Consider the following 22,726-nt stretch of genomic DNA (forward strand, 5'->3'; position numbering starts at 1 on the left):
CAGACTCATCGATTAAGAGAGCCATACCATGATCTTCGATCCCCCCCTGCAATCCGGGCAGCTGATCTCCCGTTACAAGCGCTTCCTGACCGACGTGCAGCTCGACAACGGCGAGGTGATCACCATCCACTGCGCCAATACCGGCGCCATGACCGGCTGTGCCGAACCGGGCACCCGGGTCTGGTACTCCACATCAAGCAACCCCAAGCGCAAGCTGCCCCACAGCTGGGAAATCGCCGAGAGCCCGGCGGGGCACTTCATCTGCGTCAACACGGCGCGCGCCAACCAGATAGCCCGCGAGCTAATCGAACAGGGGGCGCTGGCCCCGCTCGCCGGCTACGCCAGGCTGCGCACCGAGGTGAAATACGGCGAAGAGAACAGTCGAATCGATCTGCTGCTGGAAGATGACCACCGGCCGGCCTGTTATATCGAGGTGAAATCGGTGACCCTGCTCGACGAGCGGGAGCAAGCCGGCATGGGCTACTTCCCCGATGCGGTCACCACCCGTGGCGCCAAGCACTTGCGTGAATTAATGGCCATGAAGGCGGCAGGCCACAGAGCCGTGCTGTTATTTATGGTTTTGCACTCCGGAATCGTGAGAATGCGCCCGGCAGCGCATATAGATCCGCACTATAGTCTGCTTATTGAGCAAGCAATTACGGCAGGGGTTGAAATTTTATGCTATCGACCCCATGTTGGGGTGCAGAGCATGGTGGCCCAAGATTTTATCCCGTTTGAATCTTGTCACCTGCTACCCGAGGGCAGCGAATAAATGTTGGAGTGGGTAACATTATTGGTACGGCTTGTTTGCCTCCAAGTTACCCTTCTGCTATAGATGTCGCCCTCAATTTATGGATGGCACGGGTAGCGTGCTGAATTAGGAGACAGGGCATGCCAACAGGCGAAAACAGGAAATCTCTGGGCCCCCTGGCCATTGCGGGTGTGGCGCCTTACCAGGAAAAACCGGGTGAGGAGTACATGAATGACCAACAAAAGGCACATTTTCGCAAGATCCTGGGAGCCTGGCGCAACCAACTGATGCAGGAAGTTGACCGCACCGTTGACCATATGAAGGATGAGGCTGCCAACTTTCCGGATCCCGTGGATCGCGCCGCGCAAGAAGAAGAGTTCGCTCTTGAACTGCGTACCCGCGACCGTGAGCGCAAGCTGATCAAGAAGATCGAGAAGACCTTGCTGCTGCTCGAAGACGATGACTTCGGTTACTGCGAACACTGCGGTATCGAGATCGGTATCCGCCGTCTGGAAGCCAGACCCACCGCCGACCTCTGTGTCGACTGCAAGACCCTGGCTGAAATCAAGGAAAAACAGATGGCCGGTTGATACCGACCTCTGGCATAACAGAAAAAAGGGAGCTCGCGGGCTCCCTTTTTTATTGAGCTTTTGGCCGGGCCGTCCCAGAATGCAGCCTCAATGTCCCGTTTGCCCGAATCCGCATGCCCGTGAATACCATCCCCTCGTCCCAGACCCGCCCTTATATCGGCCGCTTTGCCCCCTCCCCCTCAGGCCCGCTTCACTTCGGCTCCCTGATCGCGGCGCTCGGCAGCTTCCTGCAGGCCAGGGCACGGCAGGGGCGCTGGCTGGTGCGCATCGAAGATATCGATCCGCCGCGGGAGATGGCGGGGGCCGCCCCGCTCATTTTGCAGACGCTGGAGGCCCATGGCCTGCAGTGGGATGGCGAGGTGATGTACCAAAGCCGGCGCCACGGCCGCTATGACGAGATCATCGACCAGCTCTACCGGGCTGGCGATCTCTACTGGTGTCGCTGTACCCGGCGCGAAATCATGGCGAGCGGCGGCTTTTACAACGGCCACTGCCGCACCCTTGGCCTCACGGCAGAGGGCTCTGCCGCCCGCGTGCGCCAGCACCATCCGGTGTACGATTTCGAGGATGGGCTGCAGGGCCGCATTGCGGTGCCGGCGGCGCTGGCCGAGGAAGATTTCATCGTGCGCCGGCGCGATGGGCTCTATGCCTACAATCTGGCGGTGGTGGTGGACGACATGGATTGCGGCATCACCGAGATAGTGCGCGGTGCCGATCTGCTGGAGCCGACGGTGCGCCAGATTGCCCTCTACCAGACGCTGGGCGCCCCCGTGCCCGCCTGGGTGCATCTGCCGCTGGCGGTGCAGGCCGATGGCAACAAGCTCTCCAAGCAGAATCACGCGCCGGCGCTGGCACAGGACGAGGTGCGCCCAGCCCTGTGGCAGGCGCTGCACTTTCTCGGCCAGTGCCCGCCCCCCGAGCTGATGGCAAGCCGGGTGGACGAGATCATCGACTGGGGCATCGCCCATTGGCAGCTGGCCCGGGTGCCTGCCAGCGAGAAGATCCAGCTAGCTGATTACTGAATCGTGCGGGCAATTTGGGAGGGATTGAACATAAATCGCCGTTGCTGGCCGTGATTTTACCGGGATGATCCGCTTCAAACGAGATCAATTGCCAGCACGGTTTTTCATTTGGTTAGGCGTGAGCTATGCGCAGGTAGACCGCTATTTTTTGGCTCGGTTTGATTCAAATGAGCTGAAGTAGCCACATGGTTTTTCATTTGTGCAGGCGTGAGCTATGATAGGCCGCTATTTTTTTGGCCTCCCGTCAATTTGAAGTCATAACGAGGTGTACCATTTTTTCCCAGATCGCAAACTTTTGCCGCAAAGTGCTCGGCAAGGAAGACGGCGAGCAGTCGGCGGAGTCCCCCATTCCGGCCCGTGTCGCCGGACAACGTCGTACCTTGAGCCGTGACCAGCACCCGATTTCGCGCAAAGAGATCAGCGAGAATGCACTCAAGGTGCTCTATCGCCTGAACAAGGGCGGCTACGAAGCCTACCTGGTCGGCGGCGGAGTCCGGGATCTGCTGCTCGGGAAGACGCCCAAGGATTTCGACATCGCCACCGATGCGACGCCGGAGCAGATCAAGTCGCTGTTCAGCAACTGCCGCCTGATCGGCCGCCGTTTCCGGCTGGCCCACATCGTCTTTGGTCGTGACGTGATCGAAGTGGCCACCTTCCGCGGTCACCACCATCAGGTCAATACCAGCAAACATGTGTCGGCCCAATCCGATGAAGGCATGCTGCTGCGCGACAACGTCTACGGCACCATCGAAGAGGATGCCGAGCGTCGCGACTTTACCGTCAACGCCCTCTATTACAGTGCCAAGGATTTCACCCTGCACGATTTCGAGGGCGGGCTGGAAGACCTGGCCGAGCGCAAGCTGGAGCTCATTGGCGATCCCGAGACCCGCTACCGCGAAGATCCGGTGCGGATGCTGCGCGCCGTGCGCTTCGCCGCCAAGCTGGACATGACCATCAGCCCGCGCACCGCCGCCCCCATCAAGGAGCTGGCGCCGCTGCTGCAGGATATTCCGGCGGCCCGCCTGTTCGAGGAAACCCTCAAGCTGTTCCTGGCTGGCGATGGCCTGGCCACCTACAAGCTGCTGCGCGAATACGGCCTGTTCCAGCAGCTGTTCCCGCAGGTGGCGGCGCTGTTTACCCCGCACGGCAACTCGCCCTACGAGCAGTTTATCGAGCAGGCGCTGATCGATACCGACACCCGGGTACGGGAAGACAAGCGCGTCACCCCCGCCTTCCTCTACGCCACCCTGCTGTGGGGCTGTGTCGAGGCCCGCGGCCGGGTGCTGGAGAACGAGAGCGGCCTGCCCTGGTATGACGCCTTCATGCTGGCGATCAACGAGGTGCTGGATAACCAGGTGCGGATCATCGCCGTCCCGCGCCGCTTCACCACCGATGTGCGCGACATCTGGGCCCTGCAGCAGCGGCTGACCCGCCGTCAGGGCCGCCACCCCGAGCGGGCCATGGAGCATCCCAAGTTCCGCGCGGCGTTTGACTTCCTGTTGCTGCGCAACCGGGTCGAGCGCGGTCTGGGCGAGCTGGCCAGCTGGTGGGAACGCTACGTGGAATCCAATCCGGACGTGCGCCCGCAGCTGCAACGTGAGGCGACCCGCCGCCCGGCAAGCGGTGAGCGCGGTCAGGCCGGTGAAGCCCGCAGCAACGATGGCGAGAAGCGCAGCAGCAACAGCCGCAACCGTCGTCGCCCCCGTCGCCGCAAACCGAAAGCGGCCGAGTGACAACTGACGTGATGACCGAGGTCTTCATCGCCATTGGTTCCAACCTGTCTGACCCGCTCGGTCAGGCTCGTCGCGCCGTCGCCGCTCTGGCAAGGTTGCCGGAATCCGTGCTGGTGCAGGCCTCGTCGTTTTACAGCAGCCGCCCCATGGGCCCTGCTGACCAGCCGGACTACGTCAATGCCGTGGCCCGGCTCAACACCCGGCTGACGCCGCTGGCGCTGCTGGATCAACTACAAAGCATCGAGCTGGAACAAGGACGTGTGCGCAAGGATGAGCGATGGGGGCCAAGAACCCTGGATCTCGATCTGCTGCTGTTTGGCGATCAGATCATCAGGCATGAACGCCTCATCGTTCCCCATTACGGCATGAAGGAGCGGGAGTTCGTGCTGCTGCCCCTGGCCGAGATTGCACCCGCTCTGGTACTGCCTTGCGGCACCCCACTCGCAGAACTGGTTGCCCGCTGCCCGCACAATGATCTTGCCATCATTGCCCCCGGTGCAGACGAACAGGAGCCTCTATGAGCAAGATCACCACCACCAACCTGCTGAAGATGAAGCAGGAAGGCCAACGAATCACCGCCATCACCGCCTATGATGCCACCTTTGCCAAGCTGTTCGACGACGAGGGCGCCCACGTGCTGCTCATCGGCGACTCGCTGGGCATGGTGCTGCAGGGGGGTCAGGATACCCTGGGCGTCAGCATGGATGAGATGGTCTATCACACCCGTTGCGTGGTGCGCGGCACCACCAATGCACTGGTGGTGACCGACATGCCGTTCATGAGCTATGCCACCCCGGAGCAGACCTATCAGAACGCCGCCCGGCTGATGGCGGCCGGTGCCCGCATGGTGAAAATGGAAGGGGGCGACTGGCTGTGCGACTCCATTCGCCACCTGACCCGCAACGGCGTACCGGTGTGCGGCCACCTCGGCCTCACCCCGCAATCCGTGCACGTATTCGGCGGCTTCAAGGTGCAGGGGCGCGACGAGTTCCAGGCCCAGGAGATCTACCGTCAGGCCCTCGAACTGCAGGCTGCCGGCATCCAGTTGCTGGTGCTCGAGTGCGTGCCCACTTCGCTGGCCGAGCGCATCAGCAAGGCGCTGCGCATTCCGGTGATCGGCATCGGTGCCGGCCCCGCCACCGACGGCCAGATCCTGGTGATGCACGATGCCTTCGGCATCACCTCCGGCTATGTGCCCAAGTTCACCAAGAACTTCCTGGCCGAGACCGGCGACATGCGTGCCGCCATCCGGCTCTATGTGAAGCAGGTGAGCGAGGGCACCTTCCCGGGCCCGGAACACTGCTTCAACTGATCCGATAGCGTGACGAGAGCGGGGGCCTGCGCCCCCGCTTCGCCCCCTGGTGCTGACTGAGCAACCCGTCTCTTGATGATTCATCCCAAGGTGACCTGTCGATGATGCTGCCCGTTGCCACTCCTCTCTTACCCATGCGGGCCCATACCGCCCGCCTCTCTTTGATCTTTTCGAAGGTGAACTGCTGATGTTGGTCGTTAACAATCCCGCCGCTCTGCGTGAACAGATCGGCCAATGGCGCCGTGAAGGGCTCACAATCGCATTCGTGCCCACCATGGGCAACCTGCATCAGGGCCATCTGACCCTGGTGAAAGAGGCGCACCACCACGCCGATAAGGTGGTGACCAGCATCTTCGTCAACCCGATGCAGTTCGACAAGGCCGAGGATCTCGCCAACTACCCGCGCACCCTGGAGCAGGACTGCGCCGCGCTGGAAGCAGCAGGGGTGGACATGGTATTCGCGCCGACCCCGGAGATCATGTATCCGCAGGGGCTGGCCAGCCACACCTTCGTCGAGGTGCCGGGCCTCTCCGGTCTGCTGGAAGGGGCGCTGCGTCCGGGGCACTTCCGCGGTGTCAGCACAGTGGTGACCAAACTGTTCAATCTGGTGCAACCGGATGTGGCCTGCTTCGGCCAGAAGGATTTCCAGCAGTTGGCGCTCATTCGCAAGATGGTGGCCGACATGGCGATGCCCATCGAGATCGTCGGCGTACCCACAGTGCGGGCCGAGGACGGGCTGGCGCTCTCTTCGCGCAACGGCTACCTGACCGCCGCCGAGCGGGCCCTGGCCCCTGAGCTGGCGCGCACCATGAACTGGATCGCCGAGCAGATTGAAGCGGGTGACCACCACCTGCCCTCCCTGGTGGCCCAGGCCAGCCAGCGCCTCGACAAGGCCGGTTTTCGGACCGACGCCATCGACATCGTCGATGCCGCCACCCTGGAAGCGGCCACCGACCAGAGCGAGCAGCTGGTGATCCTGATGGCGGCGTATCTCGGCAAGGCCCGCCTCATCGACAACCGGGTGGTGACGCTGGCCCGCTCCTGAGCCGCTGCGTCACTGACAACAAAGCCCGCATGCGCGGGCTTTGTTGTTTCTGAGCGTATCGGCCCTACTCGGCGGTGACCGGGTAACCCGCCCCTTTCCAGGCGAAGATGCCGCCCGGCACCCGATAGACCTGCTGATAGCCCTGGGTGACCGCCCAAGCAGCCCCGTTGTGGCTGCGACCACACTTGACGAAGCCGCAGTAGAACACCACCGGACGGGTCTTGTCGTCCCCCAGCAGGGCCAGCAGCTGCTCGGGCGTGCCGCTCCCCTCGACGATCTGGCTCCAGTCATCGCCGGACTTGGCCTCCTTCACGAAGGCAAAATTCTTGGCCCCCTGGATGTGCTCCTTCTTGTAGGAGTCCTCAAACAGCATGGTGTCGATGATCACCAGCGCCTCGCCTTTATCCATCCGGGTCTTCAGCTCGGCCACGGTCAGCAGCTGATAGCCCCCCTGCTGGGTCTCCTGGGAGAGCTGTACCGCCGCCTGCTCCAGCTTGGTCTCCTGCTCGAACTGGTTGTCGCCACAGCCACCGAGGGCAAAGCTGGCCGCAATCAGCGAAGCCATCAGGGTGCGGGATTGCAATCTCATCATGTCACTGCTCCTTTGGAACGGTAAAAACGGGGCGGGAGTGGCGCAGCAAGGCGCCCGCAAGCGTCAACAGCAGCAGATCCCGCAAGAGGGCCTGTGGCAGCGAACTGAGATCAGCCCTGCCAAGACAGCCGCAAGCGATGTCGAGCCCGATGGCGATGCCATAGCCCAACACCGGAATAAACAGGGCGAGCAGCCCGATCACCAGCCAGAGTCCCCAGCGCCGGTTGCCGATCACCGCGAGCCCGGCGCAGAACTCCAGCCCGACAAGGCCCCAGACGGCAAGGGGAATGAACGGCGACCAGAGCAGGCCGAAGGCGCCGATCTGCTCGGCGAACAGCTCCGGCGCTGCCAGCTTGAACCCGGCGGAAGCGACGAAGAATCCCCCCAGCGCCAACCTGATCAGCATCCGCAGATACACGGCCATGGGACAGCTCTTTATCATCCATGACCCCCACTGCCAACTCCCCGAGCAGGCGTCACCATGCCCTAGCCGGCGGCCGGATAGCGGGCCAGTTCGCAATACTCACCGTCTTCGTCACAACGAAAAACGGCAGCAGTTTCGCCGCGCTGGCACCACTGCTGCCACTCCTCGGGCGGGCAGTGCAGGCGGATGGCGAGGCCGCAGCCGGCACTGAGCCGGCGCGGTACGTCGCAGACCCGAAAGGCGTGGGGCTGCTGCTCCAGCCGCTTGCGCAGCCTGAGCGTACCGAGGGTGGAGTGGAACAGGTAGAGGAACTCTGCGTTCATGATTTGCCTCCCGTGCGGGCACGCGCACCGAACAGGGCCGCCCCCAGCGCGCCGGCAAACTGGGCGTCCGGGTGGGTGGCCACGTCGCAGCCCAATCCTTGCGCCAGATAGTGGCGGAAGGTGGCGCAGTGGCTGACGCCGCCGGTAAAGAGCACGGTCGGTCTGGCGCCAAGGCGGCCGATGAAGTTGGCACTGCGCCGGGCCATGGCGCGGACGATGCCGGCCAGAATCGACTCGGCGGGAATGCCCGCCGAGCGCAGGCTGATCGCCTCCGATTCGGCAAACACGGTGCACATGCTGCTGATGTCGTGAGGCTCGGCCTCTTCCAGTAGCTCGTCGAGCTGCTCGACCCGCGCCCCCAGGGTGCGGGTGATCACCTCGAGAAAGCGGCCGGTGCCCGCGGCGCACTTGTCGTTCATCAGAAAGTCGGTGAGATTGCCCTCGCCATCGAGCTGGATCACCTTGCTGTCCTGGCCGCCGATGTCGATGACGGTGTGTACCGACGGGCAGAGCAGGCGCGCCCCCAGCCCGTGGCAGGAGATCTCGGTGACCCGCCGATCGGCGAACGACGCCAGATCCCGGCCATAGCCGGTCAAGGTCAGGTGGGGGCGCTCTGGCAAATCGGCCGAGAGCGTCTCCCAGCCTTGCTCGATGGCAGCCAGCGGACGAAAGGGGGTCGGCACCAGAAAGCGGCGGACGATGCGCCCGCCGTCCCTGTGGTCGAACAGGATCCCCTTGGTCGCGGTGGAGCCCGAGTCAATCCCGATGGTGAGTGACACGGCACCTCCTCACAGCATTTCGATAAAGGCGGCCAGCCGGGTGGCCAGCTGTCCCTTGTCGGCGCTGGAATAGTCGGTCTCCACCGCCATGTAGGGAATGCCGTGGCGATCGCGCACGTGGCGCTTGATGGCGAGCGACTCCACCGCATAGGTGTGACAGGCCTGCAGGATCACGTCGATCACCCCGTCCGCCTGATACTCCTCCACCATCTGGCTCAGCAGATTCATGCGCTGGTGGTTGGGGGAGATACAGGAGCAGCCGATGGCCAGATACTTGTCGGTCAGCGCATCGAACAAGTCGCCCTCCTCGCTGACGCACTGCTCGGTCGCCTTGGCGCCGGTGCAGTTCTCGTAACCCACCACCCAGCCGCCGTGCTCCTCGATGAGGCGCACCACCTTGTCGGCGGCGCCGCCGATGGGGCAGCCGGTGATGAGGATGCGCGGGCGGGCATCGAGCCGTTTACCCTCGGCGTACTCGGCCTTGATGCGGCGGGTCATCTCCTGCAGCTCGCTGATGAGCTGCTCCTTGTCGAAGCGGAAGGTGGCGCCATAGACCACCTTGAGGATGTCGGTGCCGCTCAGCGCCGGCGGGTTGAGCTGGCCCAGCCGGTAGAAGTCGGCCAGCGCGCGGCGCTCGCGGTTCTTCAGCACGATGGCGTCGCGCAGCGCCTGCTCGCTGATGGGGTTGCCGAACTGCTGCTCCAGCAACGCCTTGAAGCGGACGATCTCGCTGCGCCACAGGGTGCGAGAGGCCTCGTCATCGGCGCGGTTGGGCAGCTGCATCACATGCACCGGTTTGAACTCGGCCATGTACTCGTACATCTTCTTCTTGCCGTCGCAGGTGGTTTCCCCCACCACCAGATCGGAGAAGTAGAAGTAGGGGCACTTGTCGGTCTTGCCGAAACCGTAGCTGCTCTTGATCAGCGGGCACAGGTTGCGGGGCAAGTCTTTCTCGGCCTCCTCGATGGTCTCGTCGCTGGTGGAGCAGAGCGATACCACCACGGCGCCGGCGGCCATCGCCACCTCCTGCGGCATGAAGGTGCAGTAGGTGCCGACCAGGGGGATCTGTCGCTCCTTGAGTGCCATCACGGCCAGAAAGCCCTGACGGCGGGCATCTGAAAAACTGTCGAAAATGGCTGGCAACTCGGTGATCAGTGACATAGGCGATCCTGCCCTGGTGAGAAAAAGAAGAGACGGAGGGCCCCCATTGTGCAGACCTTCCAACCGCGGGAATTATACCTTTGGGGGTAAGTTGAAAAGTGCGGTGGATCACAAGGTGCCGGATAAAACCTTGATAAGAGAGTGGTTATTGACCCTGTTCGAGAGGAGGCCAGCGCAGGAAAGGGAAAAGAGGCGACAAAAAAACGGGCACCCCAGGGTGCCCGTTGCATTGCATCAGTGACGCAGCCCGGTGCCGCGGGAGATGAGCCACCAGGCCAGACCGTAGAGGGCCACGATGAAGCCGATGATGATGAGGTAGGCGGTGCCGAGCGGCACGTCGGAGATCCCGAGGAAGCCGTAACGGAACGCGTTCACCATGTAGATGATCGGGTTCACCTGGGAGACCCCCTGCCAGAAGGGAGGCAGCAGGCTGATGGAGTAGAACACCCCGCCCAGGTAGGTAAGCGGCGTCAGCACGAAGGTGGGGATGATGCTGATGTCGTCGAAGGTCTTGGCAAACACCGCGTTGATTAGACCGCCCAGCGAGAAGAGGATGGCGGTCAACAGCACGGTGAAGCAGACGCTGAACAGGTGGTGGATCTGCAGCGGCACGAAGAACAGCGACACCAGGGTGACGATGAGACCGACGCAGAGGCCGCGCGCCACGCCACCGCCCACGTAGCCGGCGATGATGACATAGTTGGGCACCGGCGCCACCAGCAGCTCCTCCACGTTGCGCTGGAACTTGGCGCTGAAGAAGGAGGAGGCGACGTTGGAGTAGGAGTTGGTGATCACCGACATCATGATGAGGCCGGGCACGATGAACTCCATGTAGCTGAAGCCCCCCATGTCACCGATGCGGCCGCCGATGAGGTTGCCGAAGATGACGAAGTAGAGGCTCATGGTGATGGCGGGCGGCACCAGGGTCTGGATCCAGATCCGGGTGAAGCGGCTGATCTCCTTGGCCAGAATGCTCTTGAAGGCGATGTAGTAAGTGGTCAGGTTCATGCTTTTCTCCCCTCCTCGACCAGGGTGACGAACAGCTCTTCCAGCCGGTTGGCCTTGTTGCGCATGCTCAATACCTGCACCTGCTGGCTCGACAGTTGCTCGAACAGGCTGTTGAGGGACTGGCTCTTGTCCAGATCCACCTCCAGGGTGCGTTCGTCCTGCATGCGACCGTTGAACTCGGGCACGTTCGGCACGGCGGAGCCCGGCGCCAGATCCAGCATGAAGGTCTCGCGGCCCAGCTTGCCCAGCAGATTCTTCATGCTGGTGTTCTCGATCAGGCGGCCCTTGTCGATGATGCCGATGTTGCGGCACAGCATCTCGGCCTCTTCCAGATAGTGGGTGGTGAGGATGATGGTGACGCCCTGCTCGTTGAGATCCTTGAGGAAACTCCACATGGAACGGCGGATCTCGATGTCCACCCCGGCGGTCGGTTCGTCGAGGATCAACAACCTAGGTTCATGCATCAGGGCGCGGGCGATCATCAGCCGGCGCTTCATGCCACCGGAAAGAGTGCGGGCCGGCATGTCGCGCTTGTCCCACAGGTCGAGCTGGCGCAGGTACTTCTCGGCACGGATCTTGGCCTCGGCCCGCGGCACGCCGTAGAAGCCGGCCTGATGGGTGACTATCTGGATCACCTTCTCGAACTGGCTGAAGTTGAACTCCTGCGGCACCAGCCCGAGCTGGGCCTTGGCCTCTTCCAGATGAGTGTCGATGTCGTAGCCGAACACCTTCACCTTGCCGGCGCTCTTGTTCACCAGCGAGCTGATGATGCCGATGGTGGTGGACTTGCCCGCCCCGTTGGGGCCGAGCAGCGCGAAGAAATCCCCCTGCTTGACGGTGAGATCGATGCCTTTAAGGGCTTCGACGCCCCCCTGATAGGTCTTTTTCAGGCCGCTGATTTCCAGTGCGTTCATTGCAACCCCTGTGATGGCGCATCCCATCTCGAGACAGAAAAGGCGGCCAAGGCCGCCTGCAGACAGAAAATGGCGCTCTGCCACCTCGCCCGTGATATTCCTGAACCTTGCTTACTCTTGCGGTACTACCTTGCCGATGAACTTCAGATTGCGGTACTTCTGGGCATAGTCGATGCCGCAGCCCACCACGAATTCATCGGGAATGGAGAAACCGATCCAGTCTACCGGCACCTGCACTTCGCGGCGGGACGGCTTGTCCAGCAGGGTGCAGATGGCCAGGGATTTCGGCTCGCGCAGAGAGAGGATCTCGCGCACCTTGTTGAGGGTGTAGCCGGTATCGATGATGTCTTCGACGATCACCACGTCCTTCCCTTTGATGTCGTCATCCAGATCTTTGAGGATGCGCACGTCACGGGTGCTGTGCATGCCGGAGCCATAGCTGGAGGCGGTCATAAAATCCAGGGTGATGGGCAGCTGGGACTGGCGGCACAGGTCGGCCAGGAAGATGCAGGAACCACGCAGCAGGCCGATCATGACCACTTCGTCAGAGCCCTGATAACGGGCGGTGATCTCTTCACCCAATTTGGCGATCCGGGCGGCGACTTCAGCCTCGGAGATCATCACCTCGACAGTGTGTTTCATCACTTACTCCATAATGGCCAAAGCGAATTTGGCCGTTCATTAACGTCAAAACCGATGATTCTACCATTCAAGCCGAAGGGCGTCAGGCATACGTGATGCTTTTATCGGCTTATTTTAATTGATAGAGTTAGCAGGCCCTCGGGCATTATCGGTGACAATACTATAAACACCATAATCAATAACTATTAGATGAAAAAACTATGGAACCACGCGCAGAAATAAGACGTCGAACCCGGCTTTCGCCGGAGGCCCGACGCAATCAATTGATGGAATGTGCCATCGAGGTGTTCTCCCGTCGCGGCATTGGCCGTGCGGGTCACGCCGAAATCGCAGAACAGGCCAAGGTCTCGGTTGCTACCGTGTTCAACTATTTCAACACCCGTGAAGAGCTGGTGGATGAAGTGTTGGCCGAGATCGAACGTTTCGTGCATCAGATGCTGGAACAGGCCTACACCGGCCAGGGCCCGGTCAGCGACAGCATTCGCCGCCACGTGAAGCTGTTCGTCGACGCCGCCTACGATCAGCCTGACCACGCCAGCATCTGGCTGGAGTGGAGCTCATCGGTGCGGGAAGAGGTCTGGCCCCGTTACGCCAAGCTGCTGGACAAGGCGCTGGAGCGCATAGCCCCCCACCTGCAACGCGCCATGGATGCCGGCGAGATCCAGAGCGTGCTGTCCGCCCAGGACCTGGCCCGTTCCCTCACCGGTTTTGGTTACGTCATGATGCAGATGATCAATCAGCCACAACGCCCTGACCGGGAAGAAGTGACCGATTTTCTGTTCAAGTACGTGACGGCCCCGATCCAGGCAGCCTAACCCGCTCCGTCAAAATAAAGCGGCGCCGAACTGTTCAGGTCGGCGCCGCTTTTGTTTGTCCGCAATCTCCCATCTCACCCTTTGGCGTAGCCCCAGCGGCGGGTCAGATCGTGCTCGATCCCCAGATGGTCGAGGATCCTCGCCACCATGAAGTCCACCAGATCCGCGATGCTCTTTGGCTCATGATAGAAGCCCGGCGCCGCCGGCATGATGGTCACCCCGAGCCGTGCCAGTTTCAGCATGTTCTCCAGGTGGATCGCCGAGAAGGGGCTCTCGCGAGGTACCAGAATGAGCTGGCCGCGCTCCTTGATCACCACGTCCGCCGCCCGCTCCAGCAGATTGTCGGAAGTGCCGTTGGCAATGGCCGAGACGGTGCCCATGGAGCAGGGACAGACCACCATCTGCCTGGGCGCTGCCGAACCGGAGGCGACCGGCGAGAACCACTCCTCCTTGCCACAGGCCACTATCTGCCCCTCGCGGGCGCCATATTGACGACAGAGATAGGCAGAGAGCTCTTTGGGCGAACCGGGCCACCCCTGCTGCTGCTCGGTCTTGAGCACCACACGAGCCGCCGAGGAGGCGAGCAGGTAGACCCGATAATCCGCCTGCACCAGGCATTCCAGCAGGCGCAGGGCATAAGGGGCGCCAGAGGCGCCGGTCAGCGCCAGGGTGATCGCTTTGTTCATAGCTGGCCGTGATAGTCCTTGAGGCGGGCGATCAGCTTGTCATGAATGCCGCCGAAGCCACCGTTGCTCATGATCAGAATATGATCGCCATCGCGGCACTCGGCCACCAGCCGGTTGATCAGGGTCTCCAGATCGTTGAACACCTTGGCCGGTCGGGTCATGTGGGCGGTCACCTCGCCGAGATCCCAGCCGATGTTGGGCGGCTGGAAGAAGAACACCTCGTCGGCGCCATCGAAGCAGCCAGCCAGCTCCTCCTTGTGAACCCCCAGCTTCATGGTGTTGGAGCGGGGCTCCAGCACCGCCAGGATGCGGGCCTTGCCCACCTTGGCGCGCAGTCCGCCGAGGGTGGTCTCGATGGCGGTGGGGTGATGGGCGAAATCGTCATAGACGCTGATGCCGGCTACCTCGCCTTTGAGCTCCATCCGCCGTTTGGGGGACTTGAACTGGCAGAGCGCCGCAATGCCGTGCTCCACCATGACTCCGGCATGGCGGGCGGCGGCGATGGCCATCAGGCCGTTGTTGACGTTGTGCTCGCCGATGCACTCCCAGTGCACCTCGCCCTGCTTCACCCCGTCCAGCCATACCTCGAAGGCGGAGCCGTCGTCGGCCAGTTTGACCGCCTTCCACTGGGCATCGTCCTGACCCACCAGCTCCACTTCGCTCCAGCAGCCCATCTTGCGCACGGCAGCCAGGTTCTCGTCCCCCTTGGGGAAGAGCACCCGGCCGTTGCTCGGCACGGTGCGCATCAGGTGGTGGAACTGACGCTGGATAGCGGCCAGATCCGGGAAGATATCCGCGTGGTCGAACTCCAGGTTGTTCATCACCAGGGTGCGCGGGTGGTAGTGGACGAACTTGGAGCGCTTGTCGAAGAAGGCGCAGTCATACTCGTCCGCCTCGATGACGAAGAAGGGGGCGGAGCCGAGACGGGCGGAAACCGGGAAGTTGCCAGGCACGCCGCCGATGAGGAAGCCGGGCTCCAGCTTGGCGTATTCGAGCACCCAGGCCAGCATGCTGGCGGTGGTGGTCTTGCCGTGGGTGCCGGCGACGGCCAGTACCCAGCGATCCTGCAGCACGTGCTCCAGCAGCCACTGGGGGCCGGAGATGTAGGGCAGATTGCGGTCCAGCACATACTCCACACAGGGGTTGCCGCGGCTCATGGCATTGCCGACTACCACCAGATCCGGCGCCGGATCGAGCTGGGAGGGGTCATAGCCCTCGGTCAGTTCGATGCCCTGTTGCTCGAGCTGAGTACTCATGGGGGGATAGACGTTGGCATCCGAACCGGTCACCCGGTAACCAAGCTGTTTTGCCAACACCGCCAGACCACCCATGAAGGTGCCGCAGATCCCGAGGATGTGAATGTGCATACCGCTTCCTTTCGCAGTAAAGGGAAGTGCGCATTCTAGCAAGGTGACGGCAATTTGGCAGACCCAAGCTGTGCGGTATCCACCAACTCTGTCGCAGTGGCCCTGAAATATGGTCATTTGACGCGACATCGCTATAATATCGGCCTGCAAACTTGACTCCAACACTCAAAGGAAACGTCATGAGCCTGAACCTGGTCCCGGCTGGCAAGAGCCTGCCCGACGACATCTACGTCATCATCGAAATCCCGCAGAATGCCGACCCGATCAAATACGAAGTCGACAAGGACAGCGGTGCCATCTTCGTTGATCGCTTCATGTCTACCCCGATGTTCTATCCGTGCAACTACGGTTACGTGAACGCCACCCTGTCTCTGGATGGTGATCCGGTCGACGTGCTGGTGCCGACTCCCTACCCGCTGCTGGCCGGCTCCGTCATTCGCTGCCGCCCGGTTGGCGTGCTGAAGATGACCGACGAATCCGGTGAAGATGCCAAGATCGTGGCCGTTCCGCACTCCAAGCTGACCAAGCAGTACGATCACATCAAGGATGTGAACGATCTGCCCGAGCTGCTGCGCGCCCAGATCCAGCACTTCTTCGAGCGCTACAAAGAGCTGGAAGCAGGCAAGTGGGTCAAGGTTGAAGGCTGGGGCGACAAGGCCGCTGCCGAAGCTGAGATCATCAGCTCTGCCGAGCGTTACGCTGCCAAGTAAGCGTATCTCTCGTGAAAAAGGCGCCTCAGGGCGCCTTTTTTATGGGCTGTTGCGGGCGCTGACCCGGCGTCACACCGGCAGGATCCCCCTGGATATAGATGTCGCGCCCATCCTGTCGATAGGACCGATAGTAGTCTCCCCCACAGCGATAGCTGCCATCCTGATCGCTCATCAGCTCGCAGTTCACCGGCAGCACCTCCAGCCACTTGATGGCCTGCTGGAAACGCAACCACTCCTGCCATTCATGTTCTCGCGCCAGCTTGTCCCGCAGGGCAAAGGTATCGGCGCTGGACATCCCCTGGTTGACGATGACCGGCCCCGCTGCGGCCGGCAAGGCGGCCAACAGCAGCAACAACGGTGTGATTCGCTTCATGACGGTTTCCTGCATGACTTATTTCCAGAATTAAATTAAAAGTCCGATCAATCTGTTATCAAAATCACAAATGCCAGACTCATCCAAAATCGGCCGGCTCACCTAGTTGTTTATTATCACCCCGAGCAGGATGCACATCATGAAACTGGCACAAGGTCTGTTGTTGAGTCTAGTGTTCGCGTCCATGGCCGGGGCCAACGAGGTCACCCTGAGCTGGCAGTGGCAATCGGCCGACGGCCAGCAGAAGCATCTGCTACTGAACACGGATGAGCGGGTCATCTCCGCCAGCCGCCACGAGATGAGCCTGCTCGATGCCTCCCTCAACTATCCGCTGGAGACCCTCTACTCCTACATCAGCCCGCGGCTCTACAACAGCATCAATCTGATCAATCAGACCAGCCCCGAGACCGCCACCAAGTTTCGCAATCTGGAGCAGGCCTTCACCCTGCACGACGACAGCATGGAGTCGACCCTGTTCTGGCAGGCCTATCAGCAATATCAGGACGATGCCTTCTATCAGATGCGGGTGGTGCCCTGCGTTCATCCCGCCAATCGCAAGCTGCCCTGCGTGCGCCCCAACTATTCGCAGCTGTTCTACCAGTTCAAAGGCGACCTGAGGCCATTGGCGAAACAGTTCCTGGCCAAGGATCTGGCTACCAGCGTCGGTCTGCTGCAGGAGTGGCTGAGCGGCATTCCCACCCCACCCGAGCAGATGGACCACTTCGCGCCCCCGCTGCAAGCCTTGCAGAGCAACAAGGCTGACAGCGACGAGAAGGCGCTGCTGATGGCCAGCCTGCTGGCCGAGCTGGCCCCCCAGTACATGCTCAGCATCATCTATCCAAACATCAGTATCGGCAGCGTCTCGCCGGCCTGGTTGGCCATCACCGCCGACAGCGGCCTGAAAGGGGATACCGTGGTGATCGGCAACCAGCGCCACATTCTGCTGACCGGCTCTCCCTTGCTGGCCCAGCAGATGACCATGGCCAAGATCCCGCTGGTGAGCGAACCGCTCTACTGAGCCCTACCCCTCACCTCCTGTCTAGCTGCATGCCGCAGCCAGACTCCTCAAACCAGTTGATAAGCAATTGATTTTTATCGACTGCGTGCCATCCTAGCCGCCTTTGCCAGCCAGGCCCCGTGCTGGCGGGCAGGCAAGCGGGCCAATCACACGTTTATTTAACACTTCTTAAACAGATCCGATCAGTTTAGGATGAGTACTGCCCCATTCCCTCAATGCAAAAATCGTTATAACATAACAAAAGGAGTGTCATCAGGATGAAACATCTCGTACTTACTCTGGCGCTGCTGCCAACCCTGGCCCTGGCTCACAACATCAAGGAGTCGGCTCAGGTGCCGCTGGTCAACATCAGCGACAAGGGTGAACTGGTTCTGAAAGAGAAAGAGATCAGCTATCAGCCCTGGCAAAGCAAGGTGCTGGCCGGCAAGGTCTTTCTGATCCAGCACATTGCCGGTCGTTCCAGCGCCAAGGAGCTCAACGCCCCCATGATCGAAGCGATCAAGGCGGCCAAGCTGCCCCACGACAAGTACCAGACCGTCACCATCATCAACAGCAATGACGCCATCTGGGGCACCTCGGGCTTTGTAAAGAGCAGTGCCGAGGACAGCAAGAAGGAATTCCCCTGGTCCGCCATGGTGCTGGATGCCAAGGGCATGGCCCGCAACGCCTGGGATCTGGCGCCGGAAAGCTCGGCCATCATCCTGCTGGACAAAGAGGGCAAGGTGCTGTTTGCCAAAGATGGCCAGCTCGATGCCAACAATATCGCTACCGTGATGGGGCTCATCAAGTCCCATCTCTAAGTCAGAGAAAAGGGGCGCTGATGGCGCCCCTTTGATAGGGGTCTATGGGTCGTACCAAGCTGAAAATCTGGTTGTTGCTGCTGGGCTGGTTGTGGTTGCAACCGGTACTGGCACAACATCCGCTGGAAGCCGACCTGCCCGGCCACAACCACGCCTGCGTCCTCTGCGCCCTGCATCTGGATGGCAAGCTGGCACTCACCCCAACCCTGGTCATCCCGTCTTCACAAGTGGTCATCGGCAAGCTCGTTGATGCCGCCTTGCCCAAACCTCATGCCACCCCGTCAGGCCAGTGCCGCATTCGCGCGCCGCCACTGTTTCATCGCTTATCCGGCTAAATCCATTTTTCAATAAATTTTTCAAAGGATTAACGATGAAAGCAGTCACCCTGTTACTGGCGGCCGCCGCATTTGGCGTGCAGGCAAACCACGATGAACACGACAGTCACGGCCACGGTGCCCATGAGCACGGCCACGGTCACCTCAATCTGGTGCTCGATGGCAACCAGCTGATGATCGAGCTGCAGGCTCCCGCCGCCGATCTGGTGGGCTTCGAGCACGCCGCCAAGAGCGACGAAGAGAAGGCGCAATACACCAAGGCCATGGCTCAACTCAAGCAACCCGACGCCCTGTTTCGCTTCGACCCGGCCGCCGGCTGCAAGTTGACCCAGCAGGAGCTGCAAGCCGCCAAGGAAGATCACGACCACGACCATGACCATGACCATGACCATGACCATGACCATGACCATGACCATGACCACCAGAAGTCTGACGGCAAGCACGACGAACACCATCACGACGACGCCGGTCACGCCGACATGGGCGCCATGTACACCTACACCTGCGCTACCCCGGCCAAGCTGACCGGGCTGGAGGCCACCCTGTTCAGCGTCTATCCGAGCCTGGAGAAGCTGAGCGTGCAGGGCATCCTGCCCAGCGGCCAGACTGCGGCCGAGCTGACCCCCTCCGCCAACAAACTGAGCTGGTAACGCCATGAAAAATGCCGTGGTTGAGATCCGCGATCTGGCCTTTGCCTGGCCGGGTCACGAGGTTGTACTCGATCTGCCCGCCCTCACCATCAGCGAGGGAGAGCGGGTGTTCATCAAGGGACCGTCGGGTTCCGGCAAGTCGACCCTGCTCGGCCTGCTGGCCGGGATCCAGACCGCCAACCACGGCACCCTGGAGGTGCTGGGACAGCCGCTGGCCCGGCTCTCTGGCCGTGCCCGCGACCACTTCCGGGCGGCCAATCTGGGTTACATCTTCCAGCAGTTCAACCTGCTGCCGTTTTTATCCGTGCAGGACAACGTCACCAGCGCCCTCACCTTCTCCCCCGAGAAGCGGGCCCGGCTGCAAGGCAGCCCGGCCGAGGAGGCGCGTCGCCTGCTGCGGGAATTGCAACTGCCCGAGGAGGCGCTGCACAGGCCCGTCCATGCCCTCAGCATCGGCCAGCAGCAGCGGGTGGCCGCCGCCCGCGCGCTGATCGGCTCACCGCCGCTGGTGATCGCCGACGAGCCCACCTCTGCCCTCGATACCGACAACCGGGCCGCCTTCATCAAGCTGTTGTTCGAGGAGTGCGACAAGCAGGGCTCGACCCTGGTCTTCGTCAGCCACGACCCCTACCTCGAACCGCTCTTTCCGCGGGTGGAAAACCTGCAACAACTGAACAGGAGGGCATCATGCTGAAACTTGCCCTGCAAAGCCTCTGGGCCCGCCGTCTCACCGCCGGGCTCACCCTGCTGGCCGTCGCCATCAGCGTCACCCTGCTGCTCGGGGTGGAGCGAGTGCGCAACCAGGCGCGCGAAAGCTTCGCCAATACGGTGTCGGGCACGGATCTCATCGTTGGCGCCCGCTCCGGCCAGGTGAACCTGCTGCTCTACTCGGTGTTTCGCATCGGCAATCCCACCAACAACGTGGGCTGGGATGCCTATCAGGCCATCAAGAACCAGCGCGGCATCGCCTGGACCATCCCGCTTTCCCTTGGCGACTCCCACAAGGGGTTTCGCGTGCTCGGCACCAATGGCGACTACTTCACCCACCTGAAGTACGGCCAGCAGCAGGCGCTGGAGCTGCGTGAAGGACGAGCGTTCGACACGCCGTTCGAGGCGGTGCTCGGCGCCCAGGTGGCCGAGAAGCTCGGTTATCACCTGGGGCAGTCCATCGTCATCGCCCACGGCGCCGGCAACACCTCGTTCAGCCAGCACGACAACCTGCCATTCAAGGTGGTGGGGATCCTGGCACCGACCGGTACCCCCATCGATCGCACCATCCACGTGCCGCTGGCCGGCATCGAGGCGATCCACCTGGGCTGGGACACCGGCCGCCACAGCAAGAACGTGACCGCCGAGCAGGCGCTGGCCCAGGATCTCACTCCCAAGACCATCACCGCCTTCATGGTGGGGCTCAGCAACCGAATATTGGCGTTCCAGCTGCAGCGCAGCGTCAACACCTACCGAGGCGAGCCGCTGATGGCGATCCTGCCGGGGGCCGCCCTGCAGGAGCTGTGGAGCCTGATGAGCGTAGCGGAGACGGCGTTGTCGGTGATCGCCGGCTTTGTGGTGGTGGCAGGCCTTATCGGCATGCTGACCACCCTGCTGGCCGGTCTCAACGAGCGGCGCCGGGAACTTGCCATCCTCCGCTCTCTCGGCGCCGGCCCCGCCCACCTGTTCCTGCTGCTGGCACTGGAGGCGATGGCCCTCACCACCGCCGGCATCGCGCTCGGGGTGGCCGCGCTCTACCTGGGGCAGGGGCTTGCCACCCCCTGGCTGCTCAGCCACTATGGCCTGCAATTGAGCCTGGGGCTGCCGAGCGCCCACGAGTGGCTGCTGCTGGGGCTGGTCTGGCTGGCCGGCATGGTGATCGGCCTGTTGCCCGCGGCCCGCGCTTATCGCTACAGCCTGAGCGACGGCATGAGCATTCGCGTCTAGCCAGACGCCCATAAAAACGAGAAGGACAGATGATGAAGTGGAAAATTGTGGCGCTGCTGGCCGCCCTGCTGGCGCTGCCGGCCATGGCCGTGGAGTACAAGACCATCGACTGGGATGTGCTCATTCCCGCAGGTGAAAAACTGCTGCCCCCACCCCAGGTGAGCCACGACGGCAACCTTGCCTCGGTGCCGCAGCCGGTGGGCGGGGTCAACCAGAAGCTGGACAACCAAGAGGTGCGCATCCCGGGCTTCGTGGTACCGCTGGAGGGAGATGCCAAGAAGATCACCGCCTTCCTGCTGGTGCCCTACTTCGGCGCCTGCATCCATGTGCCGCCCCCGCCCACCAACCAGGTGGTCTACGTGAGCTACCCCAAGGGGGCACCGGTGGACGACCTGTGGGATGCCATCTGGGTGAAGGGCAAGATGCGCACGGTCAGCTCCAGCCACGAGATGGCCACCGCCTCCTACTCCATGGAGGCGGTCGAGGTGAGCGTCTACGAAGAGCAGTAACCAGGCACAAACGGCCTCCCTCGGGAGGCCGTTTTGTTATCCGCAACGACCGGCTCTTTACCGGCCCCTGCCTGAGGGATTGCCCGCCATCCCAGTTGGAGTAACATTCAAGGCTAGACCTTGCGATCACGGAGCCAGCATGGCTGACCTGCCCCCGCCCAAGAAAGAGAGTTCCATCCTGAGCAGCCAGGAGCAGACCCTGCGCCTGGCCCGCAGCCGCGGTATCGACGGCATGCTCACCCGCAACAGCGACAGCACCTTCGAGCAGCGTGCCACCTTTCGCCAGCTGGCGGATCAGGCCGCCCGCCAGCGCAACCTGGAAGCCATCATGGTAATGGCCTCCCGCCACTGCGAGGAGACGGCCGCCGGCGGCGAGATGGACAGCGACTGGCTGACCCGCTTCCTGCAACTGGCGGAAGACATCAGCATGGTGCCCATGCAGCAGTTGTGGGGCCGCATCTTCGCCATCGAGATCGCCACCCCGGGCCGCTTCTCCATCCGCGCGCTCTCCACCCTCAAGGAGATGACCCAGCGCGAGGCCCAGCTGTTCCAACGCATCTGCTCCCTCTCCTGCCACTACGTCGGCAGCGACGAGCAGCGGCTGCTGCTGGGGCTGCACAAGGGGGCCAGCCTGCTCAGCCGCGCCCGGGTGACCCGGCTCGGCCTTGGCAAGTACCGCATCCCCTACAACGCCCTGCTGCAGCTGTTCGAACTCGGCCTGCTGCACCGGGGCGAACTGGAATCCGGCCCGCTGCCCGCCGACGGAGTGGAGCTGGAGTTCGGCGATCAGCGCTGGCGCCTGCAGCGCAAGCAGGCCAACATCACCCTGCTCTACTACCGGCTGACCCCGGTCGGCAACGAGCTCGCCCAGTTGCTGCAAGAGCCGCCGCTGGAAGAGTACCTGCAGGATCTGAAAACCGTGCTGGTGCAGGGACTGCAGATCGAGACCATGATGCTGACCCCGTCCGCCGGGCCTGAGCCTGCCCTGGCCGACCCTGCCCCCTGATCCCCTGGAGCCCGCCCCCGGGCTCCGTCGTTTCGCACACCGCCGCAGCATCTTGCGAAATATCGACCAGCCGTTGCCAAAACGGTTCCTGAAATGCAAATACCGTCAGCCCTGGCACCTCATGCCACAGGCTACCCCAGGTCAATGCCGTGACAAGAGGCGTGTGACAAGCTCACCGAGGATCTGGCCCGCCCCTTGCTATCGTCTATTTGCAGGCAGGCAATGA

General features: G+C 62.2%; 28 protein-coding genes. 17 read left to right on the top strand and 11 right to left on the bottom strand.

The window, feature by feature from the left end:
• The first annotated feature begins 28 nt into the window (after positions 1-28).
• The 7 genes from sfsA (at position 29) to panC (ending at position 6,453) form a co-directional block, all read left to right on the top strand.
• Complete coding sequence (sfsA, locus tag OKB87_RS14155; RefSeq protein WP_270827783.1) at positions 29-772, top strand: DNA/RNA nuclease SfsA; 744 nt, start codon at positions 29-31, stop codon at positions 770-772.
• A 119-nt stretch (positions 773-891) separates the two neighbouring features.
• Positions 892-1,341, top strand: a complete 450-nt coding sequence (gene dksA, locus OKB87_RS14160) for an RNA polymerase-binding protein DksA (protein ID WP_005304459.1) — start codon at positions 892-894, stop codon at positions 1,339-1,341.
• A 113-nt stretch (positions 1,342-1,454) separates the two neighbouring features.
• Complete coding sequence (gene gluQRS / locus OKB87_RS14165; RefSeq protein ID WP_270827784.1) at positions 1,455-2,363, top strand: tRNA glutamyl-Q(34) synthetase GluQRS; 909 nt, start codon at positions 1,455-1,457, stop codon at positions 2,361-2,363.
• A 233-nt stretch (positions 2,364-2,596) separates the two neighbouring features.
• Positions 2,597-4,096, top strand: coding sequence for a polynucleotide adenylyltransferase PcnB (gene pcnB / locus OKB87_RS14170; protein ID WP_017411017.1), 1,500 nt, complete (start codon positions 2,597-2,599; stop codon positions 4,094-4,096).
• An 11-nt stretch (positions 4,097-4,107) separates the two neighbouring features.
• On the top strand, positions 4,108-4,617 hold the full coding sequence (gene folK / locus OKB87_RS14175) for a 2-amino-4-hydroxy-6-hydroxymethyldihydropteridine diphosphokinase (protein WP_016351886.1): 510 nt from the start codon (positions 4,108-4,110) through the stop codon (positions 4,615-4,617).
• Positions 4,614-5,408 carry a 3-methyl-2-oxobutanoate hydroxymethyltransferase gene (panB, locus tag OKB87_RS14180; RefSeq protein WP_011707281.1) on the top strand — a complete coding sequence of 265 codons (795 nt, stop codon included), beginning with the start codon at positions 4,614-4,616 and terminating at the stop codon, positions 5,406-5,408. The genes folK and panB overlap by 4 nt, the downstream gene beginning before the upstream one ends.
• A gap of 187 nt (positions 5,409-5,595) precedes the next feature.
• Positions 5,596-6,453, top strand: coding sequence for a pantoate--beta-alanine ligase (gene panC, locus OKB87_RS14185; RefSeq protein WP_270827786.1), 858 nt, complete (start codon positions 5,596-5,598; stop codon positions 6,451-6,453).
• Between the two features lie 64 nt (positions 6,454-6,517).
• Here the strand turns inward: panC and OKB87_RS14190 are convergent, their stop codons facing one another.
• The 8 genes from OKB87_RS14190 to hpt form a co-directional block, all read right to left on the bottom strand.
• Positions 6,518-7,045, bottom strand: coding sequence for a rhodanese-like domain-containing protein (locus OKB87_RS14190; RefSeq protein ID WP_270827787.1), 528 nt, complete (start codon positions 7,043-7,045; stop codon positions 6,518-6,520).
• 1 nt (position 7,046) lies between these two features.
• On the bottom strand, positions 7,047-7,469 hold the full coding sequence (locus OKB87_RS14195) for a MauE/DoxX family redox-associated membrane protein (RefSeq protein ID WP_270827788.1): 423 nt from the start codon (positions 7,467-7,469) through the stop codon (positions 7,047-7,049).
• Positions 7,470-7,531: 62 nt separating this feature from the next.
• The gene (locus tag OKB87_RS14200; protein ID WP_077392373.1) at positions 7,532-7,792 is read right to left on the bottom strand and encodes a DUF3343 domain-containing protein; all 261 of its coding nucleotides are present in this window, start codon (positions 7,790-7,792) and stop codon (positions 7,532-7,534) included.
• Positions 7,789-8,571 (bottom strand): acyl-CoA dehydratase activase, encoded by a 783-nt coding sequence (locus OKB87_RS14205; protein ID WP_270827789.1) that lies wholly within the window; start codon positions 8,569-8,571, stop codon positions 7,789-7,791. The genes OKB87_RS14200 and OKB87_RS14205 overlap by 4 nt, the downstream gene beginning before the upstream one ends.
• A 9-nt stretch (positions 8,572-8,580) precedes the next feature.
• Positions 8,581-9,732 carry a double-cubane-cluster-containing anaerobic reductase gene (locus OKB87_RS14210; protein WP_060390747.1) on the bottom strand — a complete coding sequence of 384 codons (1,152 nt, stop codon included), beginning with the start codon at positions 9,730-9,732 and terminating at the stop codon, positions 8,581-8,583.
• A gap of 234 nt (positions 9,733-9,966) precedes the next feature.
• Complete coding sequence (locus tag OKB87_RS14215) at positions 9,967-10,740, bottom strand: ABC transporter permease (RefSeq protein WP_005304632.1); 774 nt, start codon at positions 10,738-10,740, stop codon at positions 9,967-9,969.
• Entirely contained in the window at positions 10,737-11,654 is a 918-nt protein-coding gene (locus OKB87_RS14220; protein WP_016351893.1) for an ABC transporter ATP-binding protein, read from the bottom strand. Before OKB87_RS14220 ends, OKB87_RS14215 begins: the two co-directional genes overlap by 4 nt.
• Positions 11,655-11,765: 111 nt before the next feature.
• Positions 11,766-12,296 (bottom strand): hypoxanthine phosphoribosyltransferase, encoded by a 531-nt coding sequence (gene hpt, locus OKB87_RS14225; RefSeq protein ID WP_024945753.1) that lies wholly within the window; start codon positions 12,294-12,296, stop codon positions 11,766-11,768.
• A gap of 200 nt (positions 12,297-12,496) precedes the next feature.
• Between hpt and OKB87_RS14230 the strand changes: the two genes are divergently transcribed.
• A complete protein-coding gene (locus tag OKB87_RS14230; RefSeq protein WP_011707289.1) occupies positions 12,497-13,111 on the top strand; it encodes a TetR/AcrR family transcriptional regulator in 615 nt (204 codons plus the stop codon).
• 74 nt (positions 13,112-13,185) lie between these two features.
• On the opposite strand, the gene OKB87_RS14235 is transcribed toward OKB87_RS14230, so the two are convergent.
• Together OKB87_RS14235 and mpl are read right to left on the bottom strand one after the other, a co-directional pair.
• On the bottom strand, positions 13,186-13,797 hold the full coding sequence (locus OKB87_RS14235) for a flavin prenyltransferase UbiX (protein WP_270827790.1): 612 nt from the start codon (positions 13,795-13,797) through the stop codon (positions 13,186-13,188).
• Positions 13,794-15,164 (bottom strand): UDP-N-acetylmuramate:L-alanyl-gamma-D-glutamyl-meso-diaminopimelate ligase, encoded by a 1,371-nt coding sequence (gene mpl, locus OKB87_RS14240; RefSeq protein ID WP_011707291.1) that lies wholly within the window; start codon positions 15,162-15,164, stop codon positions 13,794-13,796. The genes OKB87_RS14235 and mpl overlap by 4 nt, the downstream gene beginning before the upstream one ends.
• A 179-nt stretch (positions 15,165-15,343) precedes the next feature.
• Here mpl and ppa point away from each other — a divergent pair, with 179 nt between their 5' ends.
• Complete coding sequence (gene ppa, locus OKB87_RS14245; RefSeq protein WP_011707292.1) at positions 15,344-15,874, top strand: inorganic diphosphatase; 531 nt, start codon at positions 15,344-15,346, stop codon at positions 15,872-15,874.
• 25 nt (positions 15,875-15,899) lie between these two features.
• Here ppa and OKB87_RS14250 read toward each other — a convergent pair whose 3' ends face one another.
• Positions 15,900-16,262, bottom strand: coding sequence for a hypothetical protein (locus OKB87_RS14250; protein ID WP_162517977.1), 363 nt, complete (start codon positions 16,260-16,262; stop codon positions 15,900-15,902).
• Positions 16,263-16,386: 124 nt separating this feature from the next.
• Between OKB87_RS14250 and OKB87_RS14255 the strand changes: the two genes are divergently transcribed.
• The 8 genes from OKB87_RS14255 (at position 16,387) to OKB87_RS14290 (ending at position 22,500) form a co-directional block, all read left to right on the top strand.
• Positions 16,387-17,265, top strand: a complete 879-nt coding sequence (locus OKB87_RS14255; protein ID WP_024945756.1) for a hypothetical protein — start codon at positions 16,387-16,389, stop codon at positions 17,263-17,265.
• Positions 17,266-17,522: 257 nt separating this feature from the next.
• Entirely contained in the window at positions 17,523-18,065 is a 543-nt protein-coding gene (locus tag OKB87_RS14260; RefSeq protein WP_011707296.1) for a YtfJ family protein, read from the top strand.
• 44 nt (positions 18,066-18,109) lie between these two features.
• Positions 18,110-18,400, top strand: coding sequence for a hypothetical protein (locus OKB87_RS14265; protein WP_101150618.1), 291 nt, complete (start codon positions 18,110-18,112; stop codon positions 18,398-18,400).
• Positions 18,401-18,435: 35 nt separating this feature from the next.
• On the top strand, positions 18,436-19,050 hold the full coding sequence (locus OKB87_RS14270) for a DUF2796 domain-containing protein (protein WP_270827793.1): 615 nt from the start codon (positions 18,436-18,438) through the stop codon (positions 19,048-19,050).
• A gap of 4 nt (positions 19,051-19,054) precedes the next feature.
• Positions 19,055-19,744, top strand: coding sequence for an ABC transporter ATP-binding protein (locus OKB87_RS14275; protein WP_171279668.1), 690 nt, complete (start codon positions 19,055-19,057; stop codon positions 19,742-19,744).
• On the top strand, positions 19,738-20,985 hold the full coding sequence (locus OKB87_RS14280; RefSeq protein ID WP_270827794.1) for an ABC transporter permease: 1,248 nt from the start codon (positions 19,738-19,740) through the stop codon (positions 20,983-20,985). Before OKB87_RS14275 ends, OKB87_RS14280 begins: the two co-directional genes overlap by 7 nt.
• 29 nt (positions 20,986-21,014) lie before the next feature.
• A complete protein-coding gene (locus OKB87_RS14285) occupies positions 21,015-21,494 on the top strand; it encodes a DUF3299 domain-containing protein (RefSeq protein ID WP_011707301.1) in 480 nt (159 codons plus the stop codon).
• 139 nt (positions 21,495-21,633) lie between these two features.
• Positions 21,634-22,500 (top strand): TIGR03899 family protein, encoded by an 867-nt coding sequence (locus OKB87_RS14290; RefSeq protein WP_270827795.1) that lies wholly within the window; start codon positions 21,634-21,636, stop codon positions 22,498-22,500.
• Positions 22,501-22,726 lie beyond the last annotated feature (226 nt).

Origin of the sequence: Aeromonas sp. Y318-1, from assembly GCF_027706125.1 — a bacterium.
Lineage (GTDB): Bacteria > Pseudomonadota > Gammaproteobacteria > Enterobacterales > Aeromonadaceae > Aeromonas > Aeromonas hydrophila.

Coding starts and splice junctions, on each gene's coding strand:
- sfsA (WP_270827783.1), top strand. CDS start 29: ATGATCTTCGATCCCCCCCTGCAATCCGGGCAGCTGATCTCCCGTTAC.
- dksA (WP_005304459.1), top strand. CDS start 892: ATGCCAACAGGCGAAAACAGGAAATCTCTGGGCCCCCTGGCCATTGCG.
- gluQRS (WP_270827784.1), top strand. CDS start 1,455: ATGCCCGTGAATACCATCCCCTCGTCCCAGACCCGCCCTTATATCGGC.
- folK (WP_016351886.1), top strand. CDS start 4,108: ATGACCGAGGTCTTCATCGCCATTGGTTCCAACCTGTCTGACCCGCTC.
- panB (WP_011707281.1), top strand. CDS start 4,614: ATGAGCAAGATCACCACCACCAACCTGCTGAAGATGAAGCAGGAAGGC.
- panC (WP_270827786.1), top strand. CDS start 5,596: ATGTTGGTCGTTAACAATCCCGCCGCTCTGCGTGAACAGATCGGCCAA.
- OKB87_RS14190 (WP_270827787.1), bottom strand. CDS start 7,045: ATGATGAGATTGCAATCCCGCACCCTGATGGCTTCGCTGATTGCGGCC.
- OKB87_RS14195 (WP_270827788.1), bottom strand. CDS start 7,469: ATGGCCGTGTATCTGCGGATGCTGATCAGGTTGGCGCTGGGGGGATTC.
- OKB87_RS14200 (WP_077392373.1), bottom strand. CDS start 7,792: ATGAACGCAGAGTTCCTCTACCTGTTCCACTCCACCCTCGGTACGCTC.
- OKB87_RS14210 (WP_060390747.1), bottom strand. CDS start 9,732: ATGTCACTGATCACCGAGTTGCCAGCCATTTTCGACAGTTTTTCAGAT.
- OKB87_RS14215 (WP_005304632.1), bottom strand. CDS start 10,740: ATGAACCTGACCACTTACTACATCGCCTTCAAGAGCATTCTGGCCAAG.
- OKB87_RS14220 (WP_016351893.1), bottom strand. CDS start 11,654: ATGAACGCACTGGAAATCAGCGGCCTGAAAAAGACCTATCAGGGGGGC.
- hpt (WP_024945753.1), bottom strand. CDS start 12,296: ATGAAACACACTGTCGAGGTGATGATCTCCGAGGCTGAAGTCGCCGCC.
- OKB87_RS14230 (WP_011707289.1), top strand. CDS start 12,497: ATGGAACCACGCGCAGAAATAAGACGTCGAACCCGGCTTTCGCCGGAG.
- OKB87_RS14235 (WP_270827790.1), bottom strand. CDS start 13,797: ATGAACAAAGCGATCACCCTGGCGCTGACCGGCGCCTCTGGCGCCCCT.
- mpl (WP_011707291.1), bottom strand. CDS start 15,164: ATGCACATTCACATCCTCGGGATCTGCGGCACCTTCATGGGTGGTCTG.
- ppa (WP_011707292.1), top strand. CDS start 15,344: ATGAGCCTGAACCTGGTCCCGGCTGGCAAGAGCCTGCCCGACGACATC.
- OKB87_RS14250 (WP_162517977.1), bottom strand. CDS start 16,262: ATGCAGGAAACCGTCATGAAGCGAATCACACCGTTGTTGCTGCTGTTG.
- OKB87_RS14255 (WP_024945756.1), top strand. CDS start 16,387: ATGAAACTGGCACAAGGTCTGTTGTTGAGTCTAGTGTTCGCGTCCATG.
- OKB87_RS14260 (WP_011707296.1), top strand. CDS start 17,523: ATGAAACATCTCGTACTTACTCTGGCGCTGCTGCCAACCCTGGCCCTG.
- OKB87_RS14265 (WP_101150618.1), top strand. CDS start 18,110: ATGGGTCGTACCAAGCTGAAAATCTGGTTGTTGCTGCTGGGCTGGTTG.
- OKB87_RS14270 (WP_270827793.1), top strand. CDS start 18,436: ATGAAAGCAGTCACCCTGTTACTGGCGGCCGCCGCATTTGGCGTGCAG.
- OKB87_RS14275 (WP_171279668.1), top strand. CDS start 19,055: ATGAAAAATGCCGTGGTTGAGATCCGCGATCTGGCCTTTGCCTGGCCG.
- OKB87_RS14280 (WP_270827794.1), top strand. CDS start 19,738: ATGCTGAAACTTGCCCTGCAAAGCCTCTGGGCCCGCCGTCTCACCGCC.
- OKB87_RS14285 (WP_011707301.1), top strand. CDS start 21,015: ATGATGAAGTGGAAAATTGTGGCGCTGCTGGCCGCCCTGCTGGCGCTG.
- OKB87_RS14290 (WP_270827795.1), top strand. CDS start 21,634: ATGGCTGACCTGCCCCCGCCCAAGAAAGAGAGTTCCATCCTGAGCAGC.